This is a genomic window from Anaerococcus obesiensis ph10, assembly GCF_000311745.1.
In the GTDB taxonomy this organism is placed as follows: domain Bacteria; phylum Bacillota; class Clostridia; order Tissierellales; family Peptoniphilaceae; genus Anaerococcus; species Anaerococcus vaginalis.
Map to the genome: position 1 here is coordinate 341,626 of NZ_HE978531.1, position 15,745 is coordinate 357,370.

General features: G+C 26.4%; 13 protein-coding genes and 1 pseudogene. 13 read left to right on the forward strand and 1 reads right to left on the reverse strand.

Going from position 1 to position 15,745, the window contains the following annotated elements; translation table 11 throughout:
* The first annotated feature begins 73 nt into the window (after positions 1–73).
* The 9 genes from deoD (at position 74) to HGAG_RS01770 (ending at position 9,505) form a co-directional block, all read left to right on the forward strand.
* Complete coding sequence (deoD, locus tag HGAG_RS01735; protein ID WP_019117651.1) at positions 74–793, forward strand: purine-nucleoside phosphorylase; 720 nt, start codon at positions 74–76, stop codon at positions 791–793.
* A gap of 9 nt (positions 794–802) precedes the next feature.
* Entirely contained in the window at positions 803–2,179 is a 1,377-nt protein-coding gene (glmU, locus tag HGAG_RS01740; RefSeq protein WP_019117652.1) for a bifunctional UDP-N-acetylglucosamine diphosphorylase/glucosamine-1-phosphate N-acetyltransferase GlmU, read from the forward strand.
* 16 nt (positions 2,180–2,195) lie between these two features.
* Complete coding sequence (locus HGAG_RS01745) at positions 2,196–3,182, forward strand: ribose-phosphate diphosphokinase (RefSeq protein WP_026074028.1); 987 nt, start codon at positions 2,196–2,198, stop codon at positions 3,180–3,182.
* 2 nt (positions 3,183–3,184) lie between these two features.
* Positions 3,185–3,769, forward strand: a complete 585-nt coding sequence (gene pth, locus HGAG_RS01750; protein ID WP_019117654.1) for an aminoacyl-tRNA hydrolase — start codon at positions 3,185–3,187, stop codon at positions 3,767–3,769.
* Positions 3,762–7,256: a transcription-repair coupling factor gene (gene mfd, locus HGAG_RS01755; protein ID WP_019117655.1), complete on the forward strand. Its 3,495-nt coding sequence runs from the start codon at positions 3,762–3,764 to the stop codon at positions 7,254–7,256. The genes pth and mfd overlap by 8 nt, the downstream gene beginning before the upstream one ends.
* Positions 7,253–8,272: a peptidylprolyl isomerase gene (locus HGAG_RS01760; RefSeq protein WP_004838831.1), complete on the forward strand. Its 1,020-nt coding sequence runs from the start codon at positions 7,253–7,255 to the stop codon at positions 8,270–8,272. Before mfd ends, HGAG_RS01760 begins: the two co-directional genes overlap by 4 nt.
* Positions 8,235–8,708, forward strand: coding sequence for a SurA N-terminal domain-containing protein (locus HGAG_RS11845; protein WP_244263796.1), 474 nt, complete (start codon positions 8,235–8,237; stop codon positions 8,706–8,708). The genes HGAG_RS01760 and HGAG_RS11845 overlap by 38 nt, the downstream gene beginning before the upstream one ends.
* Positions 8,709–8,734: 26 nt before the next feature.
* Positions 8,735–9,136, forward strand: a complete 402-nt coding sequence (locus HGAG_RS11850) for a peptidyl-prolyl cis-trans isomerase (RefSeq protein WP_244263833.1) — start codon at positions 8,735–8,737, stop codon at positions 9,134–9,136.
* Positions 9,137–9,223: 87 nt separating this feature from the next.
* Positions 9,224–9,505 carry an HU family DNA-binding protein gene (locus HGAG_RS01770; RefSeq protein WP_004838829.1) on the forward strand — a complete coding sequence of 94 codons (282 nt, stop codon included), beginning with the start codon at positions 9,224–9,226 and terminating at the stop codon, positions 9,503–9,505.
* Between the two features lie 51 nt (positions 9,506–9,556).
* Here the strand turns inward: HGAG_RS01770 and HGAG_RS01775 are convergent, their stop codons facing one another.
* A complete protein-coding gene (locus HGAG_RS01775) occupies positions 9,557–11,305 on the reverse strand; it encodes an Rqc2 family fibronectin-binding protein (RefSeq protein ID WP_019117656.1) in 1,749 nt (582 codons plus the stop codon).
* Positions 11,306–11,403: 98 nt separating this feature from the next.
* On the opposite strand from HGAG_RS01775, the gene gmk reads away from it, so the two are divergent.
* From gmk to priA, 4 genes and pseudogenes are all read left to right on the forward strand, one after another.
* A complete protein-coding gene (gene gmk, locus HGAG_RS01780) occupies positions 11,404–12,000 on the forward strand; it encodes a guanylate kinase (RefSeq protein WP_004838827.1) in 597 nt (198 codons plus the stop codon).
* Positions 12,001–12,002: 2 nt separating this feature from the next.
* Positions 12,003–12,191 carry a DNA-directed RNA polymerase subunit omega gene (rpoZ, locus tag HGAG_RS01785; protein WP_004838826.1) on the forward strand — a complete coding sequence of 63 codons (189 nt, stop codon included), beginning with the start codon at positions 12,003–12,005 and terminating at the stop codon, positions 12,189–12,191.
* Positions 12,184–13,357 (forward strand): annotated as a pseudogene (coaBC, locus tag HGAG_RS10405) (bifunctional phosphopantothenoylcysteine decarboxylase/phosphopantothenate--cysteine ligase CoaBC). The gene rpoZ and the pseudogene coaBC overlap by 8 nt, the downstream one beginning before the upstream one ends.
* 8 nt (positions 13,358–13,365) lie before the next feature.
* On the forward strand, positions 13,366–15,744 hold the full coding sequence (gene priA, locus HGAG_RS01795) for a primosomal protein N' (protein ID WP_019117657.1): 2,379 nt from the start codon (positions 13,366–13,368) through the stop codon (positions 15,742–15,744).
* Position 15,745: the final 1 nt, after the last annotated feature.

Below are 15,745 nucleotides of genomic sequence, written 5' to 3' on the forward strand. Positions count from 1 at the left end.
TAGCCCTTTTTATTTTAAAAATATTTTAAAAAGTGATATTATATTACTAGAAATATAAAAATAAGGAGTAATTATGACAATACCAACACCACATATTTCAGCAAAAAGTAAAGATGAAATAGCAAATACAGTTTTGATGCCAGGAGATCCTTTAAGAGCTAAATATATAGCAGAAAATTTTCTTGAAGATGCAAAAGAATTTACAAATACAAGAGGAATGTACGGATATACTGGTTATTATAAAGGAAAAAGAGTTTCAGTAATGGGAAGTGGAATGGGAATTCCTTCATCAATGATTTATTTTAATGAATTATTTAATTTTTATGATGTCGATACAATAGTCAGAATTGGAAGTGCTGGAAGTATGCAAGAAAATATAAAATTACACGATATTGTTCTTGCAACAAGTGCTTGTAGTGAATCATCAATTAACGATAATTTATTTGGAAATATTCATTATTCTCCAACACCTGATTTTGATTTATTACTTGATGCATACAAAAAAAGTCAAGAATTAGGATACACAACTCACTGTGGTCAAGTTCATTCATCAGACCAATTTTATAGTGAAATGGATCCAAAAGTTTTTGAAAATTTACAAAAATATGGAGTTTTATGTGTAGAGATGGAATCTTATGGTCTTTTTACTGTAGCAAGAAAATATGGAAAAAGAGCCTTAGGAGTTTTTACAATTAGTGATTCCTTAGTATCTAACGAATCTGATAGTGCAGAAAATAGACAAAGTGCTTATACACAAATGATGACACTTGCTTTAGAAGTTGCACCAGAATAAGGAGATTAGATGTTAAAAAATGTAATACTTGCTGCTGGAGAAGGTACTAGAATGAAATCTAATACCTCAAAAGTTATGACTAAAATTTTAAATAGAGAGCTTATAACTTATATAGTTGATGCTTGCTCATTTGAAAATTCAAATACTATAATAATTGGTGGAAAAAATAAGGATTTATTAAAAGAAAAATTTCCAAATATTGAAATAAAAGAACAAAAGATTGGAAAAGAATTCCCTTACGGAACAGCTTATGCTGTAAGTATGGCTATTGATTTAATAAATGACGATGATGATTGTCTTATTTTAAATGGAGATATTCCACTAATTACAAAAAAATCTCTTGAAGATTTTATTGATTTTCATAAAGAAAATAACAATAGTCTAACTGTTATGTCAACAAAAGTTGATAATCCAAAAGGATATGGAAGAATAATACGAGAAAATAATAAATTCCAAAAAATTGTAGAAGAAAAAGATGCAAGCGAAAAAGAAAAAGAAGTAAATGAAATCAACGTTGGTATCTATGCTTTAAAAGGGATTGATCTAAAAAATTCTTTAAAAAAGATTAACACTGACAACAAGTCCAATGAATATTATTTAACAGACTGTATCGAAATTTTAAATAATGAAGGAAAAAAAGTAGAAGCTTATATGTCTGACAATCCTGATCAATTTTATGGAATAAATAATAAAAAAGAGCTAGCAAATGCTACAAAACTTTTAAGACAAAGAATTAATGATTATCACATGTTAAATGGTGTAATTATTGATAATCCTAGTATAGTAGATATTGAAATGGGCGTAAAAATTGGAAAAGATACTGTAATATCTGGTCCATGTAAAATTATAGGAAATACAGAAATTGGCGAAGATTGTATTATTGAAGGCTCATCTAGAATTGAAGATTCAATAATAAAAGATAAGGTTAAAATTGACAATTCTGTAATAGAAAAATCTTTTGTTGATCAAGGTACAGATATTGGTCCGTTTTCACATTTAAGACCTAAGGCTAAACTTGGCAAAAATGTCCATATTGGAAATTTTGTGGAAGTTAAAAATTCTAATGTTGATGATAATACAAAAGCAGGACACCTAGCTTATATCGGAGATTGTGATTTAGGTAAAGATATAAATATTGGTTGTGGAGTAATTTTTGTAAATTATGATGGTAAATTTAAGCATAGGTCAATTATTGAAGATGGAGCATTTATAGGATCAAATTCTAATATTGTAGCACCTGTTCATGTGAAAAAAGAGGGATATATTGCTGCAGGCTCAACAATAACAAAAGATGTTGACCAAGGAGAGCTTTCAATAGAAAGAGCTGAACAAAAAAATATATCTGGTTACGTTGAAAAAAGAAAAAAAGAGATTTGGAAAAGTTAAAGGAGCAAAATTAAAAATGAGTGAATGTTCAAGTTCATCACATATCAAAAGAGGCGATTTAGTTGTATTGGCAGGAAACTCTAATCCTGATTTAGCAGAAGCTGTTGCAAAATCATTGGGCATTAAATTAGGAGAAGTTGAAGTTAAAAAATTTGCAGATAGTGAAATTAATGTAAAAATTAACGAAGCTGTAAGAGGCAAGGATGTATATATCATTCAACCTACTTCTTATCCAACAAACGACAATCTAATGGAATTATTAATTATGACAGATGCATGTAAAAGAGCATCTGCAGGTTATGTTAACCTAGTAGTTCCGTATTATGGCTATGCAAGACAAGATAGAAAAACTAGAGGAAGAGAACCAATTAGTGCTAAACTTGTAGCAAATCTTATGACTGTTTCTGGAGCTGATAGGGTTATAACAATGGATCTTCATGCTGGTCAAATTCAAGGATATTTTGATATACCTCTTGATCACTTTACTGCTATTAGATTATTGTCATCATATTTTAAAGAAAAAGCATTTGACAATCCAGATGAATATGTAGTAGTAAGTCCTGATTTAGGAGGAGTAACTAGAGCTAGAAGCTTTGCTGATTATTTAAAATTAACAATAGCAATAATTGAAAAAAGACGTCCAAGACCAAATGTTTCAGAAGTTATGAATGTAATTGGAGATTTTGAAGGTAAACATTGTATTTTAGTTGATGATATTATTGATACTGCTGGAACTATTTGCAATGCAGCAAATTATCTAAAAGAACATGGTGCAAAAGAAGTTTCAATTGCTGCAACTCACGGTGTTTTAAGTGGAAATGCTTGCGAAAATTTAGAAAATTCTTGTGTAAAAGAAGTAGTTATTACAGATACAATAAAATTACCTGAAGAAAAGAAAATTCAAAAAATCAAACAAATCTCAATAGCTCCTTTATTAGCTGAAGCTATAAATAGAATTAACACTTACGAATCAATAAGTGGTCTTTTTGAGGACGGTAAATAAAAATGTATTATATTGTAGGCTTGGGTAATCCTGGTATACAGTATGAGAACACAAGACATAACGCTGGCTTTATAACTATTGATTATTTAGCTAGAAAATATAGTATTGATGTAAGAAAAATTAAATTTAAATCTTTAATTGGCCAGGGAGTAATTTCTGGCCATAAAGTTATGCTTGTAAAACCTCAAACTTATATGAATAATTCAGGAGAAGCTATTAGAGAAATATATAAATATTTTGATTTTGACCATGATAAACTAATAGTTATTTATGATGATATAGATATTGATTTTGGAAGTATTAGAATAAGAAAAAAAGGTTCAGCTGGAACTCATAATGGAATGAAGTCAATTATTTACAATCTAGAATTTGATGATTTTCCAAGAATAAAAGTTGCAGTTGGAAAAAAACCTTCATATATGGATTTGGCGAATTTTGTATTAAGTGGATTTTCAAAACAAGAAGTTAAAATCATTGAAGAAGAAGTAAAGCTTGCAAGTGATGCTATAGAGATGATTTTAGAAGAAGGAATAGAAAAAACTATGAGTATGTTTAATTCAAAAAGGCTAGTTGAAGATAATGAATAGCCTTATTAATGAAATTTATAATATTAGTCAAGTTAAGGAAATAATTGAAAATTATAAAAAATTATCTCCAATATTTTTACATGGCCTAACTGATGAGAGCAAGGCTCATATTTTTCAAACTCTATTTACTTACACCGGAAAAACATTAATTATTATTTGCGAGAATGAAAAAAAAGCAAAGTTAATGTGTGATGACATTAATTCTTTGCAAGATGATTCTTGTATGTATTTTCCATCAACTGAAATTAACTATTACAATATTAAAAATTTAGAAAATAATAATGAAATAAATCGAATTGAAGTTTTAACAAAGCTTATTAATGAGGATAAGTTTATAATTACTACTACTTTAGATGCCTTAAGAAATAAATTAACTCCAAGAAAAATTTTTAAAGATAAGTCATTTAAAATTTATATTGATAGTGAATTAGATTTAAGAGAGGTAAAAAAATCATTTATAGAATTAAATTATGATTTTACAAAATTAGTTGAGTCAAAAGGAGAATTTTCTATTAGGGGCTCAATAATAGATTTTTGGCCTATAGAATATGATAATCCTATAAGAATAGAATTATTTGATACAGAAATAGATTCAATGAGATTTTTTGATAAAGACACTCAAAGATCTCTTGAAAATATTGATGAAATAATAATTAGACCAACAAAAGAGTTAATTTATGATAAAAATGATTATCAGAAAATAATTGAATTAATAAAAAAAGATATAAAAAATATATCAGATTCAAGTAATTCTACAAAATTAAAAGATAAATATAACCAAATAATTTCTTATCTCAGTGATAGTTTATATATCGCAAATGAAGATTTAATTACTCCCTATAGAAATGAAAATTTTGATGACTTTTTTGATTATTTAGATAAAGATTCAATATTTCTTTTTCAAGATTTAAATAGGTCAATTGACAATTTTTCACAAGATAAGGAAAAATCAGATCTAGATTTTACAAATCAGTTAGAAAATGAGGAAATATTTCCATCATTTAAAAATATTAAAATAGATATAAATAAAATTTTTACTAATATCAAATCTTATCCTATAATAAATTCTTCAAGTTTATTAAAAAACAATAATATAATAAAAGCAAAAAAAATTATTGAATTAAAATCTATTGAGCAAGAAAATTTTAATAAAAATATTGAAAATTTCATTTTTAATATTAATTCTTTAATTAAAAATAATGAAAAAGCTATTATTTTTGCATCTGATAAAAAATCTCTAGAAAGTATAAAAGAAATTTTTAATGAAAATAATATTGGAAATTTTTCTATTGGTCTAGATTCTGATTTAAATAATACTAATATAATCTTAACTGAAAATTCTTTATCAAGAGGTTATATTTTCACTGACAAAAAAATAAATGTATATTCTCATAGGGATATTTTTGGTAAAGATAAATTTAAGAATAAAAAAACAAGAAAGAAACAAGTAAGCGCTAAAGATATAATTAATTATTCTGATATAGAAATTGGCGATTATGTAGTTCATGAAAATAATGGTATTGGTATATATAAAGGAATATCTAAAATTGAAGTAAATAATACCAAAAAAGATTATTTTGTAATTGAATACAAGGGAAATGATAAAGTATTTGTTCCTGTTGACCAAATGGGTTTAGTTAGTAAATATATTGGTAACAAAGGGGACAAGCCAAAAATTTCATCACTTGGAAGTAATCAATGGAAAAAAGCTAAACAAAGAGCAAAAAAAGCTGTAGATGAAATAGCAGATGATTTGGTAGAACTTTACGCAAAAAGATCAAAAGCCAAGGGACGTGCTTTTAGTGAAGATACAACTTGGCAAAAAGAATTTGAAGATTCTTTTATTTATGAAGAAACGGATAGCCAAGTAAGATCTATTAATGAAATTAAAGATGATATGGAAAATATCAAACCAATGGATAGACTTCTTTGTGGAGATGTTGGTTATGGAAAAACTGAAGTAGCTTTAAGAGCTGCATTTAAAGCAATAATGGACGGCTATCAAGTTTGTTTTTTAGTACCAACTACAATTCTTGCAAGTCAACATTATTCTACAATGAAAGAAAGGTTTAAAGATTATCCTGTCGAGTGTGCTTTATTATCTAGATTTGTAAGTAAAAAAGAACAAGATAAAAATATAAAAAATTTAAAATCAGGTAAAATTGATATTATTGTAGGAACTCATAGGTTACTATCAAATGATATAAAATTTAAAAATCTTGGCTTGTTAATTATAGATGAAGAGCAAAGATTTGGTGTAAGACATAAAGACAAACTAAAAAAATTAAAAGAAAATATTGATGTTTTAACTTTGTCTGCTACGCCAATTCCAAGAACCTTACAATTATCATTAACTGGGATAAGGGATATGTCAACTTTGGATGAACCTCCAGAAAGAAGACTTCCTGTAAATACTTACGTATTAGAATATGATTCATCAATTATAAAAAGAGCTATCGAAAAAGAGCTTGATAGGGATGGGCAAGTATATTTTGTCTATAATAGAGTTTATAATATCGAAAAAATTTACAATGAACTTGTTGAATTAATACCAGATGCAAATATTGCTATCGCTCATGGGCAAATGTCTGCAAAAAATCTTGAAAAAATAATGGAAGATTTTGTGAATGGGGATATTGATATACTTCTTGCCACAACAATCATTGAAACTGGTATGGATATACAAAATGTAAACACAATTATAGTTTATGATTCTGACATGATGGGACTTAGTCAACTTTATCAATTGAAAGGACGAATAGGTCGATCATCTAGGTCTTCTTATGCTTATTTTACTTATGCCAAAGGAAAAGTTTTAACTGAAATAGGTGAAAAAAGATTAAAATCAATTAAAGATTTTTCTGACTTTGGTAGTGGTTATAAAATTGCTATGAGAGATTTAGAACTTAGGGGCGCAGGAAATATTTTAGGTGAAAGCCAAAGTGGGCAAGTAGAAGCTATTGGATATGACTTATATGTTAAATTCTTGCAACAAGCTGTTAATAAAGCAAGCGGAAAAGAATTTAAATCTAGCGATTTAAATGACGTATATATTGACTTGAAAGTGGATGCTTATATTCCAGAATCTTATATAGAAGATCAAGGACAAAAAATAGAAATGTACACCAGAATATCAAGAATTGAAACTTTGGAAGACTATAGTTTTCTTGTTGAAGATTTGATTGATAGGTATGGAGATATTCCATTAATGGTTGACAATATAATGTACGTATCATTGGTAAAATCCCTTGCTGATAAATTAGGTTTTGATGAAATTAGAGAAGTAAAAAATGAAATAATAATATCTTATGACGATAGAAATAAATTTACTTTTGAGCAATTATCTCAAATTAATGAAAATTATCACGGAGAACTTTCATTTGACCTTTCACAAAATCCAGCTTTTAAATTACCAAATAAAAATACAAAACTGTTAGACTGTTACGAATTATTAAAAGTTATTAAAAATGTTAAGGAGAAAAAATGAACAAAAGACTTATAGCCTTAGTTTTAGCAACAAGTTTTGCATTAAGTGCTTGTGCTAATGATGGAGCAAAAGACAAAAAAGACAACGGATCAAATGAAACTCAAACTTCAGAAAGTGCAAAAGGAGAAAAATTACCAGATGATGCAGTAGCATTAGTTGGTGGCGAAAAAATCACAAAAGATTCTTATAAAGATGAAATGAGTTTTTATTCTGCAATGCTTGCAAGCAGACAACAATTAAAACCTTCAATTGTTCAAATGCTAGTTCAAGATAAACTTATAGCAGATGATATGAAAAAAAATAATGTAAAAGTTGATGATAAAGCTCTTGATGACAAATTTTTACAATATGTTCAACAATTTGGTGGACAAGAAAAATTTGATAAAATGCTTGAAGATTATAATATGAGCAGTGATAAATTTAAAGAAACAATTAAAAAAGATGAAATTTATCAAAAACACAGAGCTTGGTTTGAAGAAAAAAATCCAGTAGATGAAAAACAAATTAAAAAATATTATGAAGAAAATAAAGATACTCTATCTCAAGTTAAAGCAAGCCATATTTTAGTAGCTGACGAAGCAACAGCAAAACAAGTAAAAGAAAAACTAGATAATGGAGAAGATTTTGCAAAACTTGCAAAAGAATATTCAAAAGATACTGCTAATGCAGAAAAAGGTGGAGATTTAGGATACTTTACTAAAGATAAAATGGTTAAAGAATTTGCAGATAAAGCTTTTTCTATGAAAAAAGATGAAGTTTCTGATCCTGTTAAAACTTCTTATGGATACCATATAATAAAAGTTACAGATAAAAAAGATTCTCCAGAAGCATTAAAAGATGAAATTTCTAAAACCTTAAATGATAAAAAATATTCTGATTACCTAACAGACCTATTTAACAAAGCAAAAGTAGTAACAGAAGATGGTCCTCAAAAGAAGGAAACAAAAAAAGAATCAAAAACATCTGATAATAAAAAAGATGAAAATAATAAAGAAAATTCCAATAGTAATAATTAGTATTTCTTTAATTTTACTAAGTTCTTGTTCAAAAAAATTTGATAAGGATAAGTATGTAGCTGTTGTTAATGATGAAGGAATAAGCAAAGAATTATTTGAAAAAGAATTAAGTTATTATCAAAAATTTTATTTAAAAAAATATGGGGATAAATTCTTAGATTCTAAATCTAAAAAGGGAGATTCTAATTACAAAAAATTAGAATCTGAACTTTTAGATTCTTTAATTATGGATCAAGCTATGCTTGATGATTTGAAAAAAAATGGAATCAAAGTAACAAAAAATGATTCTCAAGAAATAATCGATAAAATAAGCCAAGAAATTTCATCAAAGGATTCACTAATTGAAAATGTAAAGTCATTTGGTGTTACAGAAGATGAATTTGAAGAAATTTCATATCAAGATTCAATTAGAAAAAACACTATGATTATTTTTTAAACAATAATAAGGTTAAAGATTCTAAAATTTTAAAATATTATGAAGATAATAAAAATCTCCATAAAAAATATAAGTATGATTGCTTGATTTTTGATGATAAAAAAGAAGCTATAAAAATAAGGTCTAATATTAAAAATTCTGATGATTTTAAAAATAATCTTAAAAATAAAGTTAGAAATTATGATATTTATAGGTCTGAGTTCGTTTATAACGATGATAATTTGCTTAAAGAATCATCACTAACCAAGGCAAACGAAATAAGTAATGTATTCAAATACAAAGATTCATACATAATTTTAATGGTTAATTCAATAAATAATAACAAAAAAAGTCTTTTGCTTGATGCAAAAGAATTATATTTAAGAAACGAATATAATAATTATTTGAAAAATCTTATAAAAAATTCAAATATCAAGCTTTTTATTTGAAAAACGCTTGAAATAAATAAAATATATATGTATAATCTTACTTAGAGTTAAGCAGAATAGATTAAGATTGATTTATAAGGAGGATATATGAATAAATCAGAATTATTAGTTAATATCTCAGAAAAAAGTGGACTTAAAAAAGTAGAAGCTGAAAGAGCATTAAATGCTTTCATCGAAACTGTAACAGAATCTCTTAAAAAAGAAGAAAAAGTTCAACTTGTAGGATTTGGTACTTTTGAAACTAGAGACAGAAAAGCTAGAGAAGGAAGAAATCCTAGAAAACCTGATGAAGTTATCAAAATTCCAGCTTCAAAAGCTCCAGTATTTAAAGCTGGTAAAACTCTTAAAGAAGCAGTTAACAATAAATAATAATTCAATTTTATATGTTAAAAGCCCAGATTTTTTTCTGGGCTTTTTAATTTATTTTATTTTTTCATATAAGTTTTTTGGATTCTCATCCATATTTACGGTTACTGTTTTGAAATTTTCATAATAAACCATACCAGGTTTAGCTCCCTTTGCCTTGTTCACATTCTTTTTTTCTGTGTAGTCAACGTCAACTTTATTTGATTTAGCTTGTGATGAGTTTGATGCAGCAAGATAGGAGGCTATTTTTATATCATTTTCATTTAATAAATTGGTTTTTAAAATAACGTGACTTCCTGGAGCATTTCTTACGTGGAAAAAATAATCATTTTTATTTGCAAGTTTTAAAGTAATATAGTCATTTTGTCTTGAATTTTTTCCAACATATATATTACTATTATCCACAGTTTTAAACTGCATAGGTTTTGATTTGGATTTAGTTTTTTTCTTATTTCTACTCGTATTTTTAATTATTTTATTTTCAATTAGTTCTTCTTTTATCTCATCTAAATCACTTATGCTCTCGCTTCTTTCAACAAAATCAGATACTTGATTTAAATACTCTAATAAGTCATTTTGCTTTGGAAGATCATCTTTTGCAAAATCTATGGAATTTTTAATTTTTTTGTATCTTTTATAGTAACTATCAACATTCTCCCATGGATTTTTTCTAGAGTCTAGGCTTATTTTTATATCTTTATTGTTATTATAAAAATCTTTTAAAATTATTTCTTTATAGCCTTTGTTTAATTTATTTACATTTGCTGCTAGTAAATCGCCTTTCATTCTTATAGAATCCATATTTTTTTCTTTGCTTAGATTTTTATTTAAAATATCTATTTTTTTATTAACTAATTTAATTTGGCTATTTATTTTTCTTAATAAATTATTTTTAATTTGTCTAAGTCTATCATTGGATTTGTTTGATTCATAAAAATTTTCAATAGCATTACTCATAGAATTGCATAATATTTTTTCAAACCCAAGACCAGATAAATCAAAGGAATAAAATTCCTTATATTTTCTACTATTTTTATATAAAACTGGGCTGTAGGTATTATTAATTAATGAATTTCTAAGTTCATATAGATTATCATTAAGCAATTGTTTTTCATCTTCACTTACAAGTCCCCAATTTATTCTAGGATCAATATTTGATTTGTATATTAACTCTTTAGAAATTGTAGGGGAGAATCCTAAATAATTTTCATATAAAAGTTTTTCTGGATTTTGATTATCTGCTATGTTTTTATCTAATTTTAAAATATCAAGTGAAAAATCTGATTCTAAAATATTAATTTTATTGCTTTCTATAAATTTATATTCTAGACCTGGCAAGATTTCTCTAACTGATGACATTTTAAAATTTACTCTTTTAATGGAATCTATTATTTTATAATTTTCATCTGTTAGTATTATATTGGAATATTTTCCCATTATTTCTACTATTAATTTATTTGAAATATCAAAACCCATTTCATCAACTGAAGATATATGAAAAATAATAACCCTATCCATTTTATATTGTTCAATTTCAACAATTTTACTTTGATTTAAATATTTTCTTAAAACCATGCAAAAATTAGGAGGGCTTATAGGATTTTCATATTTTCTTTCTGTAATATGAACTCTGGCTTCATTATTATTTGCACTTAATAATAATTTGTAGCTTTTTCCAATCGAATAGATATTTAAAACAATATCATTTTTGGAAGGTTGGCTAATTTTTTGGATTTTTCCTCCAAGCAATAATTTTTTTATTTCAAAAGTTATGGCTTTTGTTACTAAACCATCGTAACTCATTAAATCACCTCTTTAATTTTTATATTTATATTATATCAGAATAATATACTTGAACTAAATTTTTGCATAATGTAAAATAGTAGTAATAAGGAGGCACGATGAAAAAAGGATTTTTATTAGTAATATCTGGACCTTCAGGTGTAGGTAAAGGAACAGTATTGCATGACCTTATGAATACACAAAAAAACTTAGTTTATTCAGTTTCTGTGACTACTAGGAAACAAAGGCCTGGGGAAATAGAAGGAGTAAGCTATTTTTTTAAGAGTCATGAAGAATTTGAAAAAATGATTGAAGAAGATAAATTTTTGGAATATGCTAAAGTTCACGATAATTATTACGGTACACCTAAAGACTTCGTCGAAGAAAAAATCAATGAAGGTAAGATAGTAATTTTAGAAATAGATGTTCAAGGAGCATTAAATGTTAAGAAAAATATTGATAATGGAGTTTATATTTTTCTGGCGCCTCCTAGCCTTAGCGAACTAAAAAATAGAATTGTTAATAGGGGAACTGAAACAGAAAGTGACATCAATCTAAGAATGCATAATGCAAGAAAAGAATTATCTTATATAAAAGATTATGATTACTTGGTTGTAAATGATCATTTGAATTCTGCTATAAATTTAGTAAATGAAATTATTAATGCAGAAAAACATAAAGTTTTTAGAGAAGAAATAGATTTTGAAAAGGAGTAAATATGAATAATCCATCTTTTAAAGAATTATCAGAAATAAGTTCAAGTAGGTACGAAATTTGCATGATGGCTGCAAAAAGAGCAAGAAGAATTGTAAATGGATCAGATTTATTAACTAAAGAAGTTGAAGACAAACCTGTAACTCAAGCTTTACATGAAATAATGGAAGGAAAAGTAGAAAAAAATGATTAAGGGTAAAAATATTCTCCTAGGTGTTAGTGGGGGAATAGCCGCTTATAAAGTTTTAGATCTTTGCTCAAGATTAAAAAAAGAAGGAGCAAACTTAAAAATTATTATGACAAAGGCTGCTTGTGAATTTGTTAGTCCTTTGTCTTTTGAAACTATGGGAAAATGTCTTGTCTATTCTGATATGTTTGAAGGAAGTCATGAAAAGGTTCATCACATTGAGCTTCCAAAATGGGCAGATGTTTTTTTGGTTGCACCATTAAGTGCAAATACGCTTGCTAAAATGACTTATGGCATTGCAGATAATATGCTTACAGCCTCACTTTTAGCTTGTGATAAAGACATAATTGTAGCTCCTACTATGAATACAAATATGTTAAATAATAAGGCAACTCAAAGTAATCTTAAAACAATTAAAGAAAGAGGAGTACATATAATTAATCCAAATTCAGGGATTCTTGCTTGCGATACAAGAGGAGATGGCAGAATGGAAGAACCTGAAAATATTGTAAGATACCTTGATTATTATTTTACAAAAAAAGATTTAAAGGGAAAAAAAATTATTGTTTCTGCTGGACCAACTGTAGAGCCAATTGATTATGTAAGATTTATAACAAATAAATCCAGTGGCAAAATGGGATATAATATAGCGATAGAAGCTTTTAAAAGAGGTGCTGATGTTAAATTAGTATCTGGTCCTGTAAATCCTATTAAGACAAATGGAATTGATAAAATCAATATTAGAACTAATTTAGAATTAAAAGAAGCAATTGATAAAGAATTTGATGATTGCGATGCCTTAATTATGTCAGCTGCTCCTACAGATTATAAAGTTAGAGAAGTAAGCGATAAAAAAAATCAAAAAAAATGGCGACAATTTAAATCTAGAATTGATTGAAAATGTTGATATTTTAAAATATTTTGGAAATAAAAAAGATAAACAAGTTTTGATTGGTTTTGCTGCAGAAACAGATGACCTTATAAAAAATGCAAAAATAAAATTAGAATCAAAAAAGGCAGATTATATTATAGCCAATGATTTGAAAAAGAAGGGCGCAGGTTTTGATGTAGATACAAATATTGCATCAATTCTTTCAAAAGATAAGGTTGAAAAACTTGATATAATGACAAAAAAAGAACTAGCTAATAAAATTTTGGATCTTTTGGTTTAGGTGATAATTTGTTTTGTTATGTAATACTTGATAGTAAAAGTAGATTTTTGGATAAATCTTTTACTTATCACATACCTGATAAATTTAAAAATAAAATAAAAAAAGGGATGAGGATTATTGTCCCATTTGGCAAAGGCAATAAGAATACTATTGCCTTTGTTTACGATATAGTGGAAAATTTGAATGAAAACTTTGAAATAAAAGATGTTGTAGATATTATTGATTCAAAAAATCTCGTAGATGATGAATTAATTAATTTAGCTTTTTTTATGAATAAAAGGTACCTTTCGCCTTTAAGAGCTTGTATAAAACAAGTCTTACCACCTGGAAATATTAAAGAAATCAAAGAATATTTTTATAAAACAAAAAATTTGGATAAAAAAGATAAGCTATATAAAATTTTAGAAGATAAAAAGTCTTTGGAAGATTTAATTAATAATTATGGCTTAGATATAGATACTTTAAGAAAATATAAAAAAAATAAACTAATAGATTCTTATTTTGACATTAATTCAAATCAAAATATTAATTATAAATACTTACTTAGTCTATCTGAAAATTATAAGGAAATCAAAATTCCAAAAAATGCCAAAAAACAAATAGAAATTATTAATTATCTCAAAAATAATAAAAATTCAGATTATAAAGATGTATTAAGTAAGACAAGCTCAAGTAAAAGTTCTTTAGATTCTCTTGTTAAAAAAAATATTGTAAAAATTGAAAAAATAGAAGTAAATGAATCTTTGGTTAAAGAAATAAAAAATTATGGCAAATTTTCATTAAATAACGAGCAAGGTCAAGCCTTTAATAAAATTATAAAAAATCCTAATGAATCTTATTTATTAAAGGGAGTTACTGGCAGTGGAAAAACTGAAGTTTTTTTACAAATTGTAGAAGAGAATCTAAAAAAGGGAAAAGATTCAATAATTCTTGTTCCAGAAATATCATTAACTCCCCAAACTATAGAGAGATTTCAAGGAAGATTTAAACAAAAAATTGCTATAATGCACTCAAGACTAAGTCAAAAAGAAAGATTTCAACAGTGGAGAATGATTAAAAATGGAGAAGTTAAAATCGTTGTAGGCGCAAGAAGCGCAATTTTTGCTCCATTTAAAAATCTTGGTCTAATTATAATTGATGAAGAACACGACAAAAGTTATATATCTTCCCAAGATCCAAAATTTCATACTGATGAGTTGGCCTTATTTAGAAAAAAATACAACAAGGCAACTTTAATATTTGCATCGGCTACTCCATCTATTAAAACTATGACTAAAGCTATAGATGGAGACTATAAATTACTTGAACTAAAAAATAGAGTAAATGGAAGACTCCCAAAAGTGAATATTGTTGATATGAGAGAAGAATTGAAAAGTTCAAATTATTCAATGATAAGCTCTTTACTATATGAAAAAATTAAAGAAAAACTAAAAAATAAAGAGCAAACAATTTTATTTTTGAATAAAATAGGACATAATTCTTTTACTTTTTGCAGGCAGTGTGGATACGTAATAAAGTGTGAAGCATGTGATGTTTCTATGACCTACCACAAAAATGTATCCAAATTAGTATGTCATTATTGTGGAAGAACAAAAAACCAACCTCATATTTGTCCTTCTTGTGGCTCAAATAAAATTAAAGAATTTGGTGCTGGAACTGAAAAACTGGAAGAAGAAATTAAAGCATTGTTTCCAAAAGCAAATATCATAAGAATGGATTCAATGACAGCAAAAAATAAAAAAACTTATGAAAAAATGTATAAGAATATGAAAGAAAATAAAGTTGATATTCTTATTGGGACACAAATGATAGCAAAAGGTCTTGATTTTGAAAATGTAACCTTAGTTGGAATTATTAGTGCTGATTTATCTTTAAATCTTAATGATTACACAGCATACGAAACAAGTTTTGAACTTTTAACCCAAGTTTCAGGAAGAGCAGGAAGGGCAGATAAAAAAGGCGAAGTAATAATACAAACCTATAGACCGGATAATTTTGTAATAAATGCAGCAAGTAAAAATGATTACGAAAGATTTTATAAATATGAGATAGAAGCAAGAAAAGCTTTCGATTATCCACCATTTGTAAATTTGATTACTATTAAAGTATTAAACAAGTCGAGAATAAAATGCATAGACATATCAAAAAAAATAAAGTATTATCTTGATTTAGAATATGAAAAAGATTTGGATGTTAAAATAATAGGGCCAAATCCATGCAAAATTTCTCGTATAAATAATAAATATAGATATAATATAATTATTAAAACGAATGAGGAAAAATTAGAAAAAATATCTGATTTTCTTACAAGACTTAAAAATTACTTTATAAGTAAAAGCAAAGACACAAGCATACTGATTGCACTAAATCCAAGTGATATAAATTAAG